Below are 18,364 nucleotides of genomic sequence, written 5' to 3'. Positions count from 1 at the left end.
CTGATGTGTTTCCCGGGCTGGCCCCCAGGTGTGGCGGGTGTCATCACGCCGGAAAGAGGGATCCGGACGGGGCCTGCGGGACCGCCGCGCCCGTTCACCGGCGGGGCGCGGCGGTCCCGGCGCTCACCCCTTCAGGCCGGGGAAGTCCTCCTCCCAGTACTCTCCGGGACGGCGCGAGCCCGCGGCGATCGTCCCGCGCTCCTCCTCGACCGTCCGCAGGTGCACCCGGCGGATCTTGCCGGAGATCGTCTTGGGCAGGTCGGAGAACTCCAGCCGGCGCACCCGCTTGTAAGGCGCGAGCTTCTCCCGGGCGTGGGCGAGGATCGAGCGGGCGAGCTCGGGACCCGCCTCGGCGCCGGTCACCAGGGTGACGTAGGCCTTGGGCACGGCCAGGCGCACCGGGTCGGGGGAGGGCACCACCGCGGCCTCGGCGACCGCCTCGTGCTCGATGAGGACGCTCTCCAGCTCGAACGGCGAGATCCGGTAGTCCGACGCCTTGAACACGTCGTCGGAGCGGCCCACGTAGGTGATGTGGCCGTCGGCGCCACGGGCCGCGACGTCCCCGGTGTGGTAGCGGCCGTTGCGCATGGCCAGCGCGGTGCGCTCCTGGCTGTCGCGGTAGCCCGTCATCAGCCCGGCCGGTCTCGGGTCCAGGGCCAGGCACAGTTCCCCCTGGTCGCCCAGCTCACCGGTGACCGGGTCCTCCAGCACGACCGTGTAACCGGGCAGCGGGCGGCCCATCGAGCCGGGGCGCACCTGCTGTCCCGGCGTGTTGCCGATCTGGGCGGTGGTCTCGGTCTGCCCGAACCCGTCCCGCACGGTCAGCCCCCAGGCCCGCCGGACCTGTTCGATCACCTCGGGGTTGAGCGGCTCGCCGGCGGCGACCGCCTCGCGGATGGGCACCTTCCAACGGCCCAGGTCCGCCTGGATCAGCATGCGCCACACCGTCGGAGGCGCGCAGAAGGTGTCCACGCCACAGGCGGTGACACGGTCCAGCAGCGACGCGGCGTCGAAGCGGGGCTGCTCGACGACGAGCACGGTCGCCTGGGCGTTCCAAGGGGCGAACACACTGGACCAGGCGTGCTTGGCCCACCCGGGGGAGGAGATGTTGAGGTGGACGTCGCCGGGCTGGATCCCGATCCAGTACATCGTGGACAGGTGGCCGACCGGATAGGACAGGTGGGTGTGCTCCACCAGCTTGGGCGACGCCGTGGTCCCGGAGGTGAAGTACAACAGGAGCGGGTCCTCGGCCCGGGTGTGACCGGTCGGTTCGAACTCCGGTTCCACCGACTCCGAGTCGGACAGGGACAGCCATCCCTCCACCAGGCCCACCGCGATCCGGGTCCAGTGTCCGCCCAGCGAGGCGAACTTCGACGTCTCGGCGGCCTCGGCCACGACGTGGGCCACCCCGCCGCGTTCGATCCGGTCGGCGAGGTCGGCCTCCGACAGCAGCGTCGTGGCGGGGATGACCACCGCGCCGAGCTTCATCGCCGCCAGCATCACCTCCCACAGCTCGACCCGGTTGCCGAGCATGAGCAGGATGCGGTCCCCGCGGTGTACGCCCTGGGCGCGCAGCCAGTTCGCCACCTGGTTGGAGCGGCGCGCCAGGTCGCCGTATCCCAGCCTCGTCTCGGAACCGTCGGCGTGGGAGATCCACAGCGCGAGCCGGTCGGGGTGCTCGGCCGCCGCGACGTCGAAGTGGTCCAGCGCCCAGTTGAAGCGGTCGAGACGAGGCCAGGAGAATTCGCGTACCGCGGTCTCGTAGTCGGTACGGGTGCGCAACAGGAGATCGCGGGCGGCTCGGAACGTCTCGGTGGGCGTGCTCGGCATAGACCTACCTCCCAGTAGTCGCTGTGACGACGGTCACTCTAGCCCAGGGGGTCGTGGGCGACGCGGGGGGAGACGGCCAAGATCATCCAGCGGCACCGTCGTCGAGCGGCGCCCCAGGCCGTCATGGGCCACGGGGCAGCGGAGGCAAGCGACGGTCACCGTGTGTGCCGGGCCTTTAGGATGAGGGCGATGGACGAGTTGCGCGGTGAACCAGGGTCTTCGGCGCTGCAACGGTGGGGTCGTCCCGACCTGCCGGGGCCCGGGCCACAGAGCCCGCCGCCGGTGATCTCCGTCCCGTCTTCGCCGGGAACGCCGGGAAGCAGAGCCGCAGCTCCCGTGCCCCGTTCACAGCCATGAGCTCGCCTCCCGCGTGACGAGGCCGTGACAGCGCCGCGGACCTCCGGGCCGGACCGGCCCTCCCGCTCCAGCCCGTCCTCCGCTGCTCCCGGCTCCCCGGCCTCGCCGCTCGGTCCTCTCCCCCTTGCACGACCGACAGCCTCGTCTTTAGAAGGGCGCCTCTTCATGCGCACGCTGTATCCGCCCATCGAGCCGTATGACAGCGGGATGCTCGATGTCGGCGACGGGCACCGCATCTACTGGGAACTGTGCGGCAACCCGGCGGGCAAACCCGTGGTCTTCCTGCACGGTGGACCGGGCGGAGGGTGCGCCGCCGTCCACCGTCGGCTCTTCGATCCGCGTCACTACCGGATCCTGCTGTTCGACCAGCGCAACTGCGGACGCAGCACCCCGCACGCCAGCCGCATGGACACGGAGCTGCACACCAACACCACCTGGAACCTCGTCGAGGACATCGAGCGGCTGCGTCGCATGATCGGCGTGGACAAGTGGCAGGTGTTCGGCGGTTCCTGGGGAAGCGCCCTGGCCCTGGCCTACGCCGAGGAGTATCCGGAGCGGGTCAGCGAACTGATCCTGCGCGGCATCTTCACCCTCCGCAACGAGGAGCTGCGCTGGTTCTACCAGCACGGCGCGTCCTTCCTCTTCCCCGACCTGTGGGAGTCCTACATCGCGCCGATTCCCGAGAAGGAGCGCGACGACCTCATCGGCGCCTACGCGGAGCGGCTCAACTCCCCCGACCCGGCGGTGCGGCTGGAGGCCGCGCGGGCCTGGAGCGTGTGGGAGGGGTCGACGGTGACCCTGCGGCCCGACCCCGGCTTGCGCGCCGAGCACGCCGAGCCCTCCTATGCCCTGGCCTTCGCCCGGATCGAGAACCACTACTTCCTGCACGGGGGGTTCTTCACCCCGGGCCAGCTCATCGAGAACGCCGGGAAGCTGCGGTCGATCCCCGGCGTGATCGTGCAGGGCCGCTATGACGTGTGCACGCCGGCCAAGACGGCGTTCGACCTGCACCGGGCCTGGCCCGAGGCGGAGTTCCACCTCGTCGACGACGCCGGCCACGCCTTCAGCGAGCCGGGGATCCTGCACCATCTGATCGAGGCGACCGACCGCTTCGCCCAGGAGTGAGGGGAGCGGCCGTCCCGGTCCGCCGGGACGGCCGCCAGGCCCCTTCGCCGGCCCCCTGCCGCCGCGGGTGGGACGGGGCTAAGCTCGCTGTCAGCGATCGTGAGGTGAGGACCATCCCCCTGAGGAGGGGCGCTATGCGCGTCAACGTCGATTTCGACCTGTGCGAGAGCAACGCGGTCTGCATGGGGATCGCCCCCGAGGTGTTCGAGGTGCGCGAGGACGACTACCTCTACGTGCTCCAGGAGGAGCCGGCCGAGGAGCAGTGGGCGAAGGTCGAGGAGGCCGCCCGGATGTGCCCGAAGCAGGCCATCAGGCTCCAGCGGTGATCCCGGCCGCGGCCAGCGCCTCGTCCCAGGTGGTGGGCTTCTCCAACAGTCCCCGGTAGCGCATGACCTTGGGGGTCGAACGCAGCCCCAGCACCCCGACGAGCATGCCGCCGTCGCCGAAGAAGGCCACGAACTTGCGGTCCTCCGGTGAGCCGTGCACGAACTCCACGGTCTCGGCGGGCGCGGCGCGGCCCAGGAGCTGGATCTTCATCCCGTACTGGTCCGACCAGAAGTAGGGGACCGGGGTGTAGGGGCGTCGCCCGTTCTCGCCCGCGAGCAGGTTGCGCGCGGCCAGCTCGGCCTGCTCCCCGGCGTTGGTCCAGTGCTCCAGCCGGATCCGTCCGCCGTAGCGGGGGTGCGGCCAGCTCGCCAGGTCGCCCACCGCGTAGACACCGGGCACCGTCGTCGCGCAGTAGGCGTCGCAGCGCACACCGCCCAGGCGCTCGTCGAGCTCGACGCCGGAGCCGGCCAGCCAGCCGGTGTTCATGGTGACGCCCAGTCCCGCCACGACCAGCCCGGTCTCCACCGCGGTCCCGTCGGAGAGCCGGACCCGTTCGACCCGGCCGTCCCCCTCGAAACCGGTGACGGCGGTCCCCAGCCGCACCTCCACCCCGTTGTCGCGGTGGAGGTCGGTGAGCACCCGGCCCACACGTGGGTCCACGACGCGGGTCAGCGGTGTCGGCGCGGCCTCGACCAGGACCACGTCCAGGCCGAGCGAGCGCGCGCTCGCGGCCACCTCGGCGCCGATGAAGCCGGCCCCGGCCACGACGATCCGCTCCTCGGTCTCCAGGGCCGCGCGCACGGCCCGCGCGTCGTCGAGCGTGCGCAGCACGTGCACGCCGGCCAGGTCCGTGTCGGGGCGGCGGGCGGCGGCCCCCGTCGCGATGATCACACCGTCGGCGGTGACCGATGTGCCGTCGGACAGGTCGACGGCGCGTCCACCCGGCCGCAGCCGTTCGGCGCGCACGCCCGTGCGCAGGTCCAGGTGGAGCGCATCGAACTCCGGCTCGTCCCGCAACACCACGCCGAGCGGCGACCCCTTGCCGGTCAGCACCTCCTTGGACAGCGGCGGGCGCGAATAGGGGCGGTGCGGCTCCTCGCCGATCAGGGTGATCGTGCCGTCGAAGCCCGCGGCCCGCAGCGCCTCCGCGGCCCCGAGCCCGGCCATGCCGGCCCCGACGATGACGATGTCGCGCATCCGTTCTCCCTACCTGCCGCCACCGCGTCCCCGTGGACGCGCTTGTCCGAGATGTCGCCGGGGAGGTCCGGCCACATCGTGCTCAACGCGCGTCGTGGCCGGCCTGTTTCCGCCTCGCGCGCGGCCCGGCCCGGGTCAGGCCGGGATGGGGCGGATCACCCCGACCGGCTCGCCGCCCCCGAGCACGTCGCCGCTGAGGAGGTCGGAGACGGGGGAGACGTCCACGCCCATGGCGGCCAGCTCGCTCAACGCGACCATCGTCCGGCAACGGGTCAGGGGGTCGCCGTCGGCGATCTTGACCGCGACGGTGCGCCCCTCGGAGGTGGCCATCACGATGACGCCCTCGGCGCCGATCTTGGAGACCAGTCCCGGTAGCCGGCGCATCAGGACCGTGTCGTCACGCCGGTCGCCGGCGACGTACTCGGGGAAGTCCCGCATCGCCGCGATCACGGCCGCCTCCGCACTGCCCTGCGGCGCGCGGACCATGGCGTTGATGCCACGGGCCAGGCCGGTCAACGACACCGCCAACTGCGGGGCGCCGCACCCGTCCACGGCGGTGTGGGCCACCGGCTCGCCGCACAACTCCTCGATCACCTCGCGGACGAGCAGCTGCAACGGGTGGGCGGGATCGAGATAGGTGTCGGTGTCCCAGCCCCGCCGCACGCAGGCCGTCAGCATCGCCGCGTGCTTGCCGGAGCAGTTCATCAGCAGCCTGCTCCGCGCCCCGCCGGAACGGACCAGCTCGTCCCGTGCCGCCCGCCCCATCGGCCAGTCCTCGGGACAGCGCAGCGCGGAGGGCGCCAGACCGGCCTCGGCCAGCATCCGCTCCACCTCGGCGACGTGGAAGTCCTGGCCGTTGTGGCTGCCCGCCGCGATCGCCAGGGCCGCGCCCGACAGGGGCGCCCCGGCGCGCAGGCAGGCCAGAGCCTGGAACGGCTTGGCCGAGGAGCGCGGGAACATCGGGGCGTCCACCGGACCGCGGGCCCGGACCACGGTGCCGTCGGAGTCCACTCCCACCACGGCACCGTGGTGCACCCCTTCGCGCAGGCCGGATCGGATGACCTCGGCGAGGGGGACGTAGGCGGGCGGGGCCTCGGACATGGGAACTCCTCGAACGATCCGCCGGGACGCCATGGCGCTGGCCCGGCGCCGGCGGGGTGCCGGCCAGGCCAGAGCATAGACGCCGCCCGGCGGCGGCGCGTCCGCGGCCCCGGCAGCGCCGGTGGTGACGGCGATCTCCCCCAGGTGCCGCCACGTGCCTGTTTGACGGGTTTCGTCGCCGCCAGCGGGTAGTGTCGGGGCTTGGCCCGGCCGGGAGGATCCGGCGCGGGCGTCCGGAGTCGGAAAGGCCGCTGCGACAGACAGGGGACGAACGTGCTGCACGATGGGCGTGCCACCCGGCGAGCACTTCGCCTGGGGGCCTTGACGCGTGGTCGCGCCGGCCGCTTGGCGCGGGAGCTCGACTACGCCGTCGTCGATGTCGAGACCACCGGCCTGGAACCCGGTTCCGGCGCGAAGGTCTGCGAGATCGCGGTGGTCCGCATGCGCGGTGACGGCACGGTCCTGCGCGAGTTCACCACCCTGGTCGACCCCCGCATCCCCGTCACCGGTCAGGAGTTCCACGGCATCGCCGACGGTGACGTCGTCGGGGCTCCCACCGCGGGCGACATCGTCGGCGAACTGACCGAGCTGTTCTCCGGGGCGGTCCTCGTCGGGCACAACCTCGACTTCGAGGAGCGTTTCCTCACCGCGGACTTCGTCCCGCTGGGTCTGCCCGCCGACATGCCCGGACTGTGCACCCTGCGGACGCTGCGCGCCCAGATCGACCTGAAGCGCTACTCGCTGCCGCGGGCCAGCCACGCGCTCAACGGACACTGGCCGACCGGGCAGCACACCGCGCTGGGGGACGCCCGCGCCTGCGCCCAGCTCCTGGCCGAGCTGCTGTGCAACGCGCCGGGGGAGCTGCGCTACGTCGGGCCGCAACCGGTGGAGCTGCCGGGCCGCTCCGAGGGGGCGCGGCTCAAGCCGCGCCGCAGGGTCGACGGCGTCGAGCAGCGCCTGGCCGACGGCGTCGCCAGGCAGGCCCCCGTGCAGGCGTTGAGCCGCTGGCCCTCCCTGTGGCGCCCGTTGGAGCTGGACCCGCGGATGTGCGGGGGGCGGTTCGACGAGGAGGAACGGGCCGCGGCGGTGGCCGCCGCCCGGGAACGCCGTCGCCGCAGCCACCGGGCGTCGGCCACCGCCGCCCTGACCGGGGCCCTGGCGACCGCCGCCGCCGTGGCGGCGCTGACCCGCCGGCTGCGCGCCTACTGAGCGGAGGGAGGTCCGGCCCGGTGGGCCCGGACCGGTCCGGACTCCTCGTGTGCCCCCTTGTTGCGCCCGATGGCGTCGCGCACCGCCCGTTCGGCGGTCGAGGAGGCCACGCCCAGCGCCCGCAGCGTGAAGGTGGTCACCAGCGCGTGGGCGTCGTCGAACCCGGTTCCGCCGTGCAGCAGCGGGACCCGCTGCGCCCCGATCATGGCGAACACGAGCTTCGCGGTGGCCTCGGCCGGCAGGTCCGCGAACTCCCCGGATTCGGCCCCCTCGCGCAGGATCTCCACCATGAGGCGCTGCATCGGCGCGACGTGCTCGGCCAGGGCCTGGTAGGCGTCGGGGCCCAGGCTCGCGCCCAGTTCGGCCGCCGCCGGATGGGGGTGCTCGACGATGCCCTCCAGCTGGAAGCGGATGAACACCGACAGCCGTTCCGCGGCCCCGGCGCCGTGGGGAAGCTCTCGCTGGTAGCGGCGGACGAAGCCGGTGGTGACCTGCTCGGTGAAGGCGAGCAGCAGCGCGGCCTTGTCGGGGAAGTAGTTGTACAGCGCCGTGCGGGTGATCCCCGCCGCCGAGGCCACCTCGGTCATGGAGATCTCGTCGATGCCCTGTGATCGGGTGAGCGTCGCCACCGCGTCGAGGATGCGTCCGCGGATCTGCGCCCGATGGGCGGCGATGGTGGGGGCCGAGATCTTGGGCATGGCGCTATCGTGCCACGCCGGTGAGGGCGGGGGGTCAGGCGACGAGTTCCGGGGGCAGGCCCCGGCCGAGATCGGCCAGGAGCCCGGTGGAGAACCGGTAGGACAGGCGTGCCTCGTCCAGGGTGTGGCGGATCTCGGCCTCCGGCAGCGGTAGCGCGTCGAGCCGGGCCCGGTAGCCCTTCTTGAAGCGGGGCAGCGAGCCGAGTTCGCCGAAGTCGTAGAACCCCACGCCGTGTCCGTCCCGCAGGCCGTAGGCGCGCTGCACGGCCCGTCCGATGAACTGGCCTCCCGACAGGTCGCCGAGGTAGCGGGTGTAGTGGTGGGCGACGTAACCGGAGGGGCGGGCGGCCGTACGCCGGATGTGGTCGGCGTAGGCGGCGGTGGTGGGGCCGGGGGTGACACGTCCGCGCCAGCCGGGGCCGTGGAGGGCCTCCAGGTCGCGTTCGAGCGCCGGCACGCGGTCGAGCGCGGGGGACAGGAGCGTGCCGACGATGGGATCGTCGGCCAGCTCGGCGGCGGTCTCCTCCAGCGCGGCGTAGACGAAGTAGTGCTGGGCCACCATCTCGGCGTAGCCGGAGAGGGGGACCCGTCCTTCGAGGAGCGCCCGGGTGAAGCCGTGCTGTTCGGCGCTGTCGTGCTCGTCACTGGTGGCGTCCCGCAGGCGCCGGGAGAGGGAGACGGAGGAGGCTCGGGGGGATCCTGCGTTCACGTCGGGCACCTTCCGGTTCGGGCGCGTGTCCGGGGAAGGGCACGTGCCACGGAACGACCGCGTTTGCGACATGATGTCAGCAAGGTCGGTGATCCTGTCAAGGGTTTGGTGACGATGTGTCGGTAACGCGGAAGGGGTGGCAGGTGGCACAAGAGGCACCGGATTGTGGCAGCCTCGCCGCCACCAGCCCGTTCGTACGGTCGTGAGGGCGGTATCCTTGCGACGGAAACGACGCGGCGACGGGCGCATCGAGCGCGGAGGTTCCCGAGGTGGGCGTTGGGTGTCTCTGGCGCACTCCACCTGGCAACGGGACGATCCGGGCCATTATCGTCTTGGCTGCCGCGGAAGTGCGCGTGCTGACGCCTCGCTGAGCGGGTGGCCGCAGTCTCCGGTGAGTGCCAGGACCGAGGTCCGGCACCGCCGCGCGGACGAAGAGGAGGGGTTCGGGCGTCGGAAAACCATGACGACGGCGCCACCGAGCGCCGAAGAACTGGTCGACGTAGAGGCGATGTGTGGATATTAGGGAAACGCAACACGACCCCATGGCCGTGACGGATGATCCCACCGCGGGATCGAAGGGAGCCGGGCACCTCGACGGTGACGCGATGACGCGTTCCATGGCCGCTCCCATCGAGTCGGTCGACGTCCTCCTCGTCGAGGACGACCCCCAGGACGCCTTCCTCGTCGAGGAGCTGCTGGCCGACACCGCGCTGAGCGTTCACATCACCTGGGTCGCCACGTTGCAGGAGGCCCGCCGGCACCTGCCGGGCTTCCGAGGATGCGTGCTGCTCGACCTCAACCTGCCCGACGCCGGTGGGATGGACCTGCTGCGTGAGGTCCTGACCTCCGCCTCCTCGGCCGCGGTCGTCGTGCTGACCGGTCTCAACGACGAGCACGAGGGCGCCGCGGCGGTGGCCGCCGGCGCCCAGGACTACCTCGTCAAGGGGCAGGTCGACGGGTCGCTGCTGGCGCGCAGCCTGCGCTACTCCGTCGAACGCCGGCGCTCCGACGAGAACGCCCGCCAACTGCGCGAGGCCGAGCTGTACGCCCGGGAGAACATGCGCCTGGAGCGCGGGCTGCTGCCCCAGGTGCTGCTCGAACGCTCTCCGCTCAGTCACCGCTCGTTCTACCGTCCCGGACGCAAGCGGGCCCTGGTGGGCGGCGACTTCTTCGACGCGGTCGAGAAGGACGGCACCACCCACGTCATCATCGGCGACGTCAGCGGACACGGCCCCGACGAGGCCGCCCTCGGCGTCTCCCTGCGCATCGCCTGGCGCGCCCTGGTCATGGGAGGGGTCCCCGAGACGTCGCTGCTGCCCGCGCTGGAGGAGATCCTCGTCAGCGAACGGGCGCAGGAGGAGATGTACGCGACGCTGTGCCAGGTCAGCCTGGACACCGGCAGCGAGTCGGCGCGGGTACGCCTGTTCGGCCACCCGCCACCGCTGCTGATCACCGACACCGTCGTGGAGACGAAGGCCACGCCGCGCCCGCCGCTGGGGGTGTTCCCCGAACCCGAGAACGAGGTCGAGGAGTTCCCCTTCCCGCGCGGCGCCACGCTCATGCTCTACACCGACGGCCTGGTCGACGCCCACGCCGGGGAGGGGGCCGAACGGCTGGGCGTCGAAGGACTGGGCCGGACGTTGAGCACCGTACTGAACAGGGGAGTCTCGATCGTGGACCTGCCCGAACGACTGGTCGACGAGGTCGAGCGGTACAACGGGGGACCGCTCCAAGACGACGTGGCCATGCTGTTGGTGACGCACGGGGACGTCGGATGAGCGGACTCGCCGTCACCGGCGCCGCGAAGACGCCGGAAACGGACGGTCGCCCCTGGACCCTGCGGCGCCGTGTCACCGTCCTCCTCTCCTCCGTCGCGGTCGTCCTGATCGCGTCGATGGCCACCATCACCATCAGCGTCGTCCAGGCGCGTGACGCGCTGATGCGCCAGATCGAACAGCTGACCCCGGCCCAAAGCGCCGTCCAGCAGGCCATGGCCGCCTACCTCAACCAGGACAACGGTGTGCGCGGGTACGCGCTCACCAGGGACGAGGAGTTCCTGACCCCCTACCAGCAGGGCCGGACCGCGCTGGAGGAGAGCCTGCCCACGCTGCGCAAGGTGGCGGGGGACAACGAACAGATCGACTCCGCCATCGGCGCGCTGCTGGCGGCCGGCGAGGCGTGGAACGACGACTTCGCGGTGCCGACCCTGGACAAGGTCGAGGCCGGCGACGAGGTCACCGCCGAGGACTACCGGTTGGGCCGCGAACGCTTCGGCGACCTGCGTTCCGCCGCCACCGAGGCCGAGCAGATCATCGCCGAGGAGCTCGTCTCGGCCCAGGAGGGGCTGACCGACGCCACGCAGCAGGTGGTGGCCCTGCTCATGCTGGTGGGCGTGGTCGTGACCGTGCTGTGCGTGTTCCTGTGGGTGATGCTCCAGCACTGGGTGCTGCGTCCGCTCGACGAGCTCGGCCGCCACCTCCAGCAGGTGTCGGACGGCTACTACGCCCACCGCATCATCCTCGAAGGGCCACCGGAGATCCAGCGGGTCGGCCGGGACGTCGACGCCATGCGCGAGCGCATCGTCAGCGACCTCGACGAGGTGGGCACCGCCCGGCGCACCCTCCAGGAGCAGTCGGAGCTGCTGGAGCGCCAGACCGAGGAGCTGCGCCGCTCCAACCTCGAACTGGAACAGTTCGCCTACGTCGCCTCCCACGACCTCCAGGAGCCGTTGCGCAAGGTCGCCAGCTTCTGTCAGCTCCTGCAACGCCGCTACCACGGGCAGCTCGACGAGCGGGCCGACTCCTACATCGACTTCGCGGTCGAGGGCGCCAAGCGCATGCAGACCCTCATCAACGACCTGCTGGCCTTCTCGCGGGTCGGCCGGACGAAGAACTTCGCCCCGGTGGACCTCAACGAGGCCCTCAACGACGCGCTGGGCAGCCTCGATTCCGCGCTGGAGGAGGCCGACGCGGTCGTCACCGGTGACGAGCTGCCCGTGGTCCAGGGCGATCGGACCCTGCTCACCCAGGTCTTCTTCAACCTCATCGGCAACGCCGTGAAGTTCCGCGGTGAGGAGCCGGCACGGGTGCGCATCAGCGTTCGCCAGGAGGGGGAAGAATGGGTCTTCTGTTGCGCCGATAATGGAATCGGCATCGAGCCGCAGTACGCCGAACGCATCTTCGTGATCTTCCAGCGGTTGCACACGCGGGACAAGTACGGCGGCACCGGTATCGGTCTGGCCATGTGCAAGAAGATCGTGGAGTTCCACGGCGGCCGTATCTGGCTGGACGCGGAATCGGACGAACCGGGCACCCGCATCTGCTGGTCGCTCCCCGCCGACGTCGAGAGGGAGGACGAGGCGACCGAGGACGTCGTCACCATCTCCGGGCCGATGGCCCAGGTCGGCGGAGAAAACGAAGGACTGAGGGAATGAGCGAGGTCACGATGGTGCAACCCATAGAGGTGCTGCTGGTCGAGGACGACCCCGGTGACGTCCTGATGACCAAGGAGGCGTTCGAGGAGCACAAGGTGGGCAACCGCCTGCACGTGGTCTCCGACGGCGTCGAGGCGCTGCGCTTCCTGCGCCGCGAGGGAGAGTACGCCGACGCACCTCGTCCGCACCTGATCCTGCTCGACCTCAACCTTCCCCGCAAAGACGGGCGCGAGGTGCTGGAGGAGGTCAAGAAGGACGAGACGCTCGCCCACATCCCGATCGTGGTCTTGACCACCTCCGAGGCCGAAGAGGACATCCTGCGCAGCTACCGGCTGCACGCCAACGCCTACGTGGCCAAGCCGGTCGATTTCGACCAGTTCATCAACGTGGTGCGCCAGATCGACGACTTCTTCGTCACCGTCGTACGGCTTCCCAGGGGCTGACCCGCCGAGCCGGAGCCCGGAGGGTGATGCCCTCCGGGACATGACGCTCCCCGGCGCATCCCGGCGGGACTCGCCATGGGCGACCACCGCGACGGGGTCCGGGCCGGCTCGCCCGTCCCGGTGAGTTCTGGGCGGCCCGTCACATCCGCCGGTCCGGACGGTCCGCCCGCGTCCTCGGCGACGCGGCCCCGCCGTCGTAGCGCCGGTTCTCCGGCGGGGAGCCCGGCATCCGCGCAGCGCGCCGGACCGGCACGTGGAGGCGGGACCCGGTGACGGCCGGCCTCGTCTACGACGGTCCGGTCACGGGTGTTCGGCGCGCCACCACCTCCGCCGAGCCGCTCGACGACGCGTCCGGTGGCCGGTGCCCCGGGTACCCCACGATGCGGGGCCGCCGATGGCGAGGAGCCCACGCCGCCCTCCGTGATCAGGGAAGCGTCGGTGGCGGAGGGGACGATCGGCGCTGGTAGGGGAATGACCAAGGTCACTTCGTCCCGATGTTTCCGTTTTGTTCCTACCTAAATATGATCGGACAAGTAGGAAATTCGGCCGCCGCGGTTCCTCCACGGCGGCCGTCCGTCTATCCCCGTCCGACCCATCAGGGAGCACAACGCCATGCGCCGCATCACCGCCGCCGTCACGGGAGCCACCGTCGCCCTGGGCCTCGCGGCCTGTGGCGCCCCCTCGGAACAGGCGGGAGGGGGAGAGGACACCCTCACGGTCGGCGCCACCGCCGTCCCCGCCGGCGAGGTCCTGGAATTCGTCCGCGACGAGCTCGCCGCCGACGCCGGACTCGACCTGAAGATCCAGGAGTTCGCCGACTACAACGCCCCCAACGCCGCCCTCGCCGAAGGCGAGCTCGACGCCAACCTGTTCCAGCACGCGCCCTTCCTGGAGGACTACAACGCCAACAGCGGCACCGACCTCGTCCCGGTGACCGAGGTCTACCTGCCGCCACTGGGGCTGTACTCCTTCACCGTGGATTCGGTCGAGGAGCTGCCCGACGGCGCCACCGTCGCGCTGCCCAACGACCCCACTAACGAGTACCGGGCGCTGCTGCTGCTCCAAGAGGGCGGGCTCATCACCCTGGCCGAGGGGATCGAGGAGAGCTCCTTCTCCCTGGCGGACATCGAGGACAACCCCAAGGACCTGGAGTTCCGCGAGATCGACGCCGCCCAGCTCCCGCGCTCCCTCGAGGACGTCGACGCCGCCATCGTCAACGCCAACTACGCCCTGGACGCCGACCTCAGCGCCAACGAGAGCGCCATCCTGCTGGAACGCTACGAGGGCAGCCCCTACATCAACATCCTCGCCGCCCGCCAGGACAACCAGGACGACCCGCGGGTACAGAAGCTCGCCGAGATCCTCACCTCCGAGGAGGTCGCCCGGTTCATCGAGGAGGAGTACAGCGGCACGGTCATCCCGGTGGCCTCCGGACAGTCCTGAAGACCCCCGGCCGCCCGCGGTAAGGCGTGACCGGGCCCTCCTGGGAGACGGCCGCTTCTCCTGTCCGGGGCGCCGGTGACACGGCGGCTCCCCACGCGGCTCGTCCGGTCCGGCGCGCCGCCACCGGGCCGGACCGCGTTCGTCCACGCCCGCGGGCCACGGGACGCCGTCGGTGGTCGGGGACGCCCCCACCGGCCCGCTACTGAACAGCGCCCCCGCCCGGGACCGGGGATCCGAACCTCGACGCGCCGGGGCCAGGCCGGTGCCGGGCGCCCGTCCGGCCACGGCGGGCGGGCGCGTCGGACGCGGCCCCGATGCCCGGTTCCGGCGACGCCTCCGGCGATGAGGGACCGGATCGCGCGGGCCGCCGGACGCGGAGAACGACACCGGGAGCGCGATCAGGAGGAGGCGGTCCCGTCCTCCCGCTCCAGGTGGGCGGTGCGAGCGTAGGCCAGGGCGCCGGCCCCGCCCGACACCCAGCCCAGCCCCAGGGCGAGGGCCGCGGTGCCGTGGGGCAGCAGCGAACCCGCGAAAGGGGACGGGGAAGCGTAGTCGGCGTCCATGCTCAGGCCGCCGTGCGCCTGAGGTCCGAGCGGGGTGTAGGCGAACCACCCGAACGACGGCTCCGTGCCCGCCCCCACGGCGATCCCACCCAGCGCCAACTCGTTGTTCACCAGGGTGGCCACCGCCTCGCCCGCGCCCGCGGCCAGCACCACCACGCCCCAGCCGAGGAGGAACACGGCCATCGTGGCCGCCCGGGACGCCACACCCGGCAGGGCGACGCGCAGCAGCAGTACGACCACCCCCACCGTCACGGCCACCTGGACCAGCGTCACCGGCCAGGACAGGAAGGACGACCGCCACCCGTCCAACAGGGCGATCAGGACGGTGGGAACGACGACGGCCAGCGCGATCGCGCGGCGACGTGAGAGGGCCATGGGGCGACTGTAGGGGCGGGGGCCGACAGAAGACCAACCACGGCGTCACACGGTCCGAAGGCGGCCGGGGAGACCGGACCCGGCGGCGCAGCACCCCGATCCGGACCCGACCGCGCCGGGTCCCCGTCTCCCGAGGGGAACTCGGTTACCGTGGGACACATGAGCCTGCCCCAACCCCGTGACCCCGAAGGTCCGTACCGCATCTGCTTCGTGTGCCTCGGCAACATCTGCCGCTCCCCGATGGCCGAGAAGGTACTGCTCGCAGATCTGGAGCGGGCCAGCCTGGCGAACGAGGTGTCCGTGGACAGCGCGGGCACGGGCGACTGGCACATCGGCTCGGCCATGGACGAACGCGCGGCTTCCGCGCTGCGTGTCCACGGTTACACGTTCGAGCACGTCGCCCGCCAGTTCGACGCGGGCTGGTTCGCCGAACGCGACCTCATCTTGGCGATGGACACCGACAACCTCGCCGACCTCCGCGCCCTGGCGCCCGACGAGGACGTCGCCGAGGGCAGGATTCGGCTGTTCCGCTCCTTCGCCCCCGGTGTCGGGCCCAACCCCGAGGTCCCCGACCCCTACTACGGGGGTGACGACGGCTTCACGGCGGTGCTCAGCATGATCGAGGCCGCGGCCAAGGGGCTCACCGACGAACTGACCGCTCTGCTCGGCCCGCACTAGGAGGGGCGCCGTGCCGTCCTCGATCGCCGACCGCGTCGCCGGGCTCACCGGGCGCGACGTCGCCACCGTCATCCCCCTGGGCACCAGCCACACCTGGGAGCTCTACCGGGCCGAACGCGCCGACGCCTCCCCACTGTTCGTCAAGGCCGCCGCCGGGCACGACCCCGACGGGGTCCCGGTCGGACTCTTCCGGGCCGAGGCGCTCGGCCTCGGCTGGCTGAGGCGCTCCTTCGGGGCGCCGGTCCCCGCGGTCGCCGGTTGGGACGACACCATGCTGGTGTTGGACTGGGTGGAGGAGAGCGCCCCCTCCCCGGAGGCCGCGGAACGTTTCGGGCACGCCCTCGCCGCGATGCACCTGGCCGGTGCGGACTCCTTCGGCGCCGAATGGGACGGCTACATCGGTCCGCTGCCGTTGGACAACACCCCCCACGACTCCTGGCCCGAGTTCTACGCCGAGCAGCGCGTCCGGCCCTACCTGCGGCGGGCGGCCGATCGGGGCGCGCTCACCGCCTCCGACGTGCGGCTCGTCGAGAAGGTCCTCGACGCCATCGATGACCTGGCCGGCACCCCGGAGCCCCCCGCGCGCCTGCACGGCGACCTGTGGAACGGCAACGTGATCTGGCAGGACGACGGCGCCGTGGCCGTCGATCCGGCGGCGCACGGGGGCCACCGCGAGACCGACCTCGCGATGCTGTCGCTGTTCGGGCTCCCCCACCTGGACCGGGTGCGCGACGCCTACAACGAGGCGGCTCCCCTGGCCTCGGGGTGGCGCGCCCGTGTCCCGTTGCACCAGCTCCACCCCCTGCTCGTGCACGTCTGCCTGTACGGTGCGGCCTACCGGACGACGGCGCTGGAGGCGGCCCGGGCCGCGCTGAACGCCGGTTGAGACCCCGGCCGCCCGGCTCCCGGGCCGTACCGGTGCGGAACGGGCGCGCGTCGATCCTCTAGAGTCGGGGCCGTGACTTGGCCTGGACACGATCCGAGGGGCGGTGGCTGGGAGCGGCCCGCCACGCACGAGCCCCGACGCCCCGCGGCCGGGGGCGTGAGCCCCATGATGGCGGCGGTCCTGGCCATCGTGTTCGCCGCGGTGCTCATCGTCGCGGGCGCGGTGGTCGTCATCACCCTGCGCGAAGACACGGGGGAGGCGGTCGCCTCTCCCCCGCAGGGCGGCTCCTCGCAGGAGGCCGCGGCCCCCACACGGGAGGAGACCCCGTCCTCCCAGGAGGAGGAACGGCCCCCGGCGGAGGCCCCCGCCGAGACGACCCTTCAGGAAGGGTGGACCGCGGTCCGCGTGGCCAAGTGGGGATTGACCTACGAGGTCCCCGGCGGAGACGGCTGGACGGTCGACACCCCCACCACGATCCGCGGGTGGGAGGGAGCCGAGGGGGACCAGGTCTCCATGAGCGGGACGGCCGGTTACCACGACGGATACCGCTGTGACCACCGATCGCTGGCAGAACTGGGCGCGCGCGGCATCGTCGACTCCGCCGACACCGAGGAGATGACCGAGGCGGCGGCCCTTCAATGGGCGCTCGCCTCCTACCACACCGAGGCGGGACAACCCGAGGTCTCCACGGCCTCGGTCGAGGAGTTCGCGGCCAATGGACTGAGCGGGCACCACGCCGTCGTCGACGTCGAGGTGCGCCAGGACGATCCCGACTGCGACCCGGCGACGGCCCGTGTCCACGCCGTCGGGGTCCCCACCGACGGCGACGGCGCGGGGACCCGCCTGCTGATCATCGACGTCCACACCGGGGTGGAGGGCGCCCTGGGCGAGGACGTCGTCGAGACCATCGTCTCGACCCTGCGCGACAGCGACACCGATATCGCCTGAGCGGCGCCGGGGTGCGACCGCGACGCTCACGGGTCCTTCTTCACTCACCGGGCGCGGCACGGGCGGCCAGGCGGTACTCGCTGGGGCGTACACCGCGGACGCGCTTGAAGGCGCCGCTCAGGCTGAAGGCGTCGGCGTATCCGACCTGTCGGGCGATGGTGGCCACGGTGTCCTGCGTCTGGGTGAGCAGGTCGGCGGCCAGGCACACGCGCCAGGCGGTGAGGTAGGCCATCGGCGGCTCGCCGAGCAGTTCGGTGAACCGGCGGGCGAACGTGGCCCGGGAGACCCCCGAGCGGGAGGCCAGCTCCGCCACCGTCCAGGGGTGGGCGGGGTCGTCGTGCATGAGCCGCAGCGCCCTTCCGACCACGGGGTCGTCCAGGGCCCGGTACCAGGCCGGGATGGTGACCCCGGGGCGGGCGAACCACTCGCGCAGGGTGCTCACTAGCAGCAGGTCCAGCAGGCGGTCGAGGATGACCTGCCGCCCCGGCGCGTGTCGCGCGGTCTCGGCGACGATGAGGTCCATGACGGGGCGGGGGCCGTCCGGAGGAACCACGAGGACCCGCGGCAGTGCGTCCAGCAGCCACGCGCACAGCTCCTCACGCAGCCGGCAGGAACCGATGAGCAGCACCGCGGGGTCTTCGGTGTCCGGTGGGGCACGGTGGTCGCGGTCCGGGGCGCCGGGGGCCTCTTCGCCCTCCACGGCGAGGCAGGAACCGTCACCACGGACCAGGAACCGCGGTGGTGTGGTGACGGTGTCGGCGACCGTCCAGGGACGGGGGCCCACCACGATCGCGACATCACCGGAACCGATCGGTACCGGTGCGGTGTCGTCGGGCACGATCCACCCCTGACCGCGCAGCGATGCCACCAGGGTGAGCGGGGTCTCGCCGAGGAACCGGAGCGACCACGGGGGCGTCAGCGCGGAGTGGTCGAATACCGCTCCGCGCGCGTTCAGGTCGTAGAGGAGGTCGGTGAGCACGTCCATACCGACGACCTTAGACGCCTGGACATTGAAATGAGATATCCGCCCATGGATCGTCCG

Annotated in this window: 17 protein-coding genes; 10 read left to right on the top strand and 7 right to left on the bottom strand. The window is 72.0% G+C overall.

Features of this window, described 5'->3' with window-relative positions; genetic code table 11:
• Positions 1 to 123: 123 nt before the first annotated feature.
• Positions 124 to 1,830, bottom strand: a complete 1,707-nt coding sequence (locus B5D66_RS14775; RefSeq protein ID WP_078762312.1) for an AMP-binding protein — start codon at positions 1,828 to 1,830, stop codon at positions 124 to 126.
• Positions 1,831 to 2,352: 522 nt separating this feature from the next.
• Here B5D66_RS14775 and pip point away from each other — a divergent pair.
• Entirely contained in the window at positions 2,353 to 3,312 is a 960-nt protein-coding gene (gene pip, locus B5D66_RS14770; RefSeq protein WP_078762311.1) for a prolyl aminopeptidase, read from the top strand.
• Positions 3,313 to 3,446: 134 nt separating this feature from the next.
• Positions 3,447 to 3,638, top strand: coding sequence for a ferredoxin (locus B5D66_RS14765; RefSeq protein WP_078762310.1), 192 nt, complete (start codon positions 3,447 to 3,449; stop codon positions 3,636 to 3,638).
• Here B5D66_RS14765 and B5D66_RS14760 read toward each other — a convergent pair.
• The gene (locus tag B5D66_RS14760) at positions 3,622 to 4,836 is read right to left on the bottom strand and encodes an NAD(P)/FAD-dependent oxidoreductase (protein ID WP_078762309.1); all 1,215 of its coding nucleotides are present in this window, start codon (positions 4,834 to 4,836) and stop codon (positions 3,622 to 3,624) included. The two genes, B5D66_RS14765 and B5D66_RS14760, sit on opposite strands and share 17 nt — an antisense overlap.
• A 135-nt stretch (positions 4,837 to 4,971) precedes the next feature.
• Complete coding sequence (locus B5D66_RS14755) at positions 4,972 to 5,937, bottom strand: asparaginase (RefSeq protein WP_078762308.1); 966 nt, start codon at positions 5,935 to 5,937, stop codon at positions 4,972 to 4,974.
• 321 nt (positions 5,938 to 6,258) lie between these two features.
• On the opposite strand from B5D66_RS14755, the gene B5D66_RS14750 reads away from it, so the two are divergent.
• The gene (locus B5D66_RS14750; RefSeq protein ID WP_327308613.1) at positions 6,259 to 7,146 is read left to right on the top strand and encodes a 3'-5' exonuclease; all 888 of its coding nucleotides are present in this window, start codon (positions 6,259 to 6,261) and stop codon (positions 7,144 to 7,146) included.
• Here the strand turns inward: B5D66_RS14750 and B5D66_RS14745 are convergent.
• Complete coding sequence (locus B5D66_RS14745; RefSeq protein WP_078762306.1) at positions 7,140 to 7,844, bottom strand: TetR/AcrR family transcriptional regulator; 705 nt, start codon at positions 7,842 to 7,844, stop codon at positions 7,140 to 7,142. The genes B5D66_RS14750 and B5D66_RS14745 overlap by 7 nt on opposite strands.
• Before the next feature lie 34 nt (positions 7,845 to 7,878).
• On the bottom strand, positions 7,879 to 8,562 hold the full coding sequence (locus B5D66_RS14740) for a biliverdin-producing heme oxygenase (protein WP_394330056.1): 684 nt from the start codon (positions 8,560 to 8,562) through the stop codon (positions 7,879 to 7,881).
• A 533-nt stretch (positions 8,563 to 9,095) separates the two neighbouring features.
• On the opposite strand from B5D66_RS14740, the gene B5D66_RS14735 reads away from it, so the two are divergent.
• The 4 genes from B5D66_RS14735 (at position 9,096) to B5D66_RS14715 (ending at position 13,872) form a co-directional block, all read left to right on the top strand.
• The gene (locus B5D66_RS14735; protein ID WP_078762304.1) at positions 9,096 to 10,331 is read left to right on the top strand and encodes a PP2C family protein-serine/threonine phosphatase; all 1,236 of its coding nucleotides are present in this window, start codon (positions 9,096 to 9,098) and stop codon (positions 10,329 to 10,331) included.
• The gene (locus B5D66_RS14730; RefSeq protein WP_078762303.1) at positions 10,328 to 11,986 is read left to right on the top strand and encodes a sensor histidine kinase; all 1,659 of its coding nucleotides are present in this window, start codon (positions 10,328 to 10,330) and stop codon (positions 11,984 to 11,986) included. The genes B5D66_RS14735 and B5D66_RS14730 overlap by 4 nt, the downstream gene beginning before the upstream one ends.
• Complete coding sequence (locus B5D66_RS14725; RefSeq protein ID WP_078762302.1) at positions 11,983 to 12,429, top strand: response regulator; 447 nt, start codon at positions 11,983 to 11,985, stop codon at positions 12,427 to 12,429. Before B5D66_RS14730 ends, B5D66_RS14725 begins: the two co-directional genes overlap by 4 nt.
• Positions 12,430 to 13,041: 612 nt before the next feature.
• Positions 13,042 to 13,872, top strand: a complete 831-nt coding sequence (locus B5D66_RS14715) for a MetQ/NlpA family ABC transporter substrate-binding protein (RefSeq protein WP_078762300.1) — start codon at positions 13,042 to 13,044, stop codon at positions 13,870 to 13,872.
• A 398-nt stretch (positions 13,873 to 14,270) separates the two neighbouring features.
• Here the strand turns inward: B5D66_RS14715 and B5D66_RS14710 are convergent, their stop codons facing one another.
• Positions 14,271 to 14,810, bottom strand: a complete 540-nt coding sequence (locus tag B5D66_RS14710) for a hypothetical protein (RefSeq protein ID WP_078762299.1) — start codon at positions 14,808 to 14,810, stop codon at positions 14,271 to 14,273.
• A 159-nt stretch (positions 14,811 to 14,969) separates the two neighbouring features.
• Here B5D66_RS14710 and B5D66_RS14705 point away from each other — a divergent pair, with 159 nt between their 5' ends.
• The 3 genes from B5D66_RS14705 to B5D66_RS14695 all read left to right on the top strand — a co-directional run bounded on the left by B5D66_RS14705 (position 14,970) and on the right by B5D66_RS14695 (position 17,322).
• Positions 14,970 to 15,488, top strand: coding sequence for a low molecular weight protein-tyrosine-phosphatase (locus tag B5D66_RS14705; RefSeq protein ID WP_078762298.1), 519 nt, complete (start codon positions 14,970 to 14,972; stop codon positions 15,486 to 15,488).
• A gap of 10 nt (positions 15,489 to 15,498) precedes the next feature.
• Positions 15,499 to 16,374, top strand: coding sequence for a fructosamine kinase family protein (locus tag B5D66_RS14700; RefSeq protein WP_078762297.1), 876 nt, complete (start codon positions 15,499 to 15,501; stop codon positions 16,372 to 16,374).
• A 72-nt stretch (positions 16,375 to 16,446) separates the two neighbouring features.
• Positions 16,447 to 17,322, top strand: a complete 876-nt coding sequence (locus B5D66_RS14695) for a DUF8017 domain-containing protein (protein WP_144390136.1) — start codon at positions 16,447 to 16,449, stop codon at positions 17,320 to 17,322.
• Positions 17,323 to 17,362: 40 nt separating this feature from the next.
• Here B5D66_RS14695 and B5D66_RS14690 read toward each other — a convergent pair whose 3' ends face one another.
• Positions 17,363 to 18,307, bottom strand: coding sequence for an AraC family transcriptional regulator (locus B5D66_RS14690; RefSeq protein ID WP_078762295.1), 945 nt, complete (start codon positions 18,305 to 18,307; stop codon positions 17,363 to 17,365).
• Between the last annotated feature and the right edge of the window lie 57 nt (positions 18,308 to 18,364).

The organism is Marinactinospora thermotolerans DSM 45154 (assembly GCF_900167435.1).
Classification (GTDB): Bacteria; Actinomycetota; Actinomycetes; order Streptosporangiales; family Streptosporangiaceae; genus Marinactinospora; species Marinactinospora thermotolerans.
Note: the sequence above shows the minus strand (reverse complement) of the source record. Positions and strands in the feature narration are given on the sequence as shown.